The 633-nt window shown below is 59.9% G+C and carries 1 protein-coding gene; it reads left to right on the top strand.

Going from position 1 to position 633, the window contains the following annotated elements; genetic code table 11:
- Positions 1-513 (top strand): response regulator (locus JNK74_29265; protein MBL7650267.1); only part of this gene is annotated, 513 nt, incomplete at its 5' end.
- Positions 514-633 lie beyond the last annotated feature (120 nt).

Raw genomic sequence — 633 nt, 5'->3', positions numbered from 1 at the left:
GAAATCGGCTACCGGAGCGCGCCGGGCCAGGGCACGACCTTTTGGTTTACGGTGTGTCTGGCCGTTGGCTCGGATTCGGTCGAACCGGCATCGCTGCGGCCAATCGAGGTTCGGCGGCTGACGGGTCGAGTCTTGCTGGCCGAGGATAACCCGGTCAACAGCTTGGTGGCGGAGGAAATGCTTAAGACTTTGGGGTTGGAAGTGGAGTTGGCCGCCAACGGGCTGGAAGCTCTGAACGGGTGGAGCGAGGGCCGCTTTAATCTCGTCTTGATGGATTGCCAGATGCCCGAGATGGACGGCTTTGAAGCGACCCGCCAGATTCGCGCCCGCGAGGCGACCGAACCGGATCGCGTCCGCGCGGACCCGATTCCCATCGTCGCGCTGACCGCCAATGCGTTTTCAGAAGATCGGGAACGCTGTTTGGCCATCGGCATGAACGATTATCTGTCCAAACCGTTTTCGCGGGACGCGCTCTATCAAACGCTGCGGCGCTGGATTCCGGATCGGGCTTGAAGTGTTTTATGGGTGATCTTTGCCGCTTGGGACGTTCAAGCCGTCGGCTCGAAGGTCAATTCCGGCATGACCACTTCCCAGCAGTCGCAACAGATCAAGCGTTGGTATTCGGGTTTTTCG

Source organism: Candidatus Hydrogenedentota bacterium, from assembly GCA_016791475.1.
Classification (GTDB): domain Bacteria; phylum Hydrogenedentota; class Hydrogenedentia; order Hydrogenedentales; family JAEUWI01; genus JAEUWI01.
The sequence above is the reverse complement of the archived record's forward strand: the minus strand, read 5'-3'. Positions and strand labels throughout refer to the sequence as shown.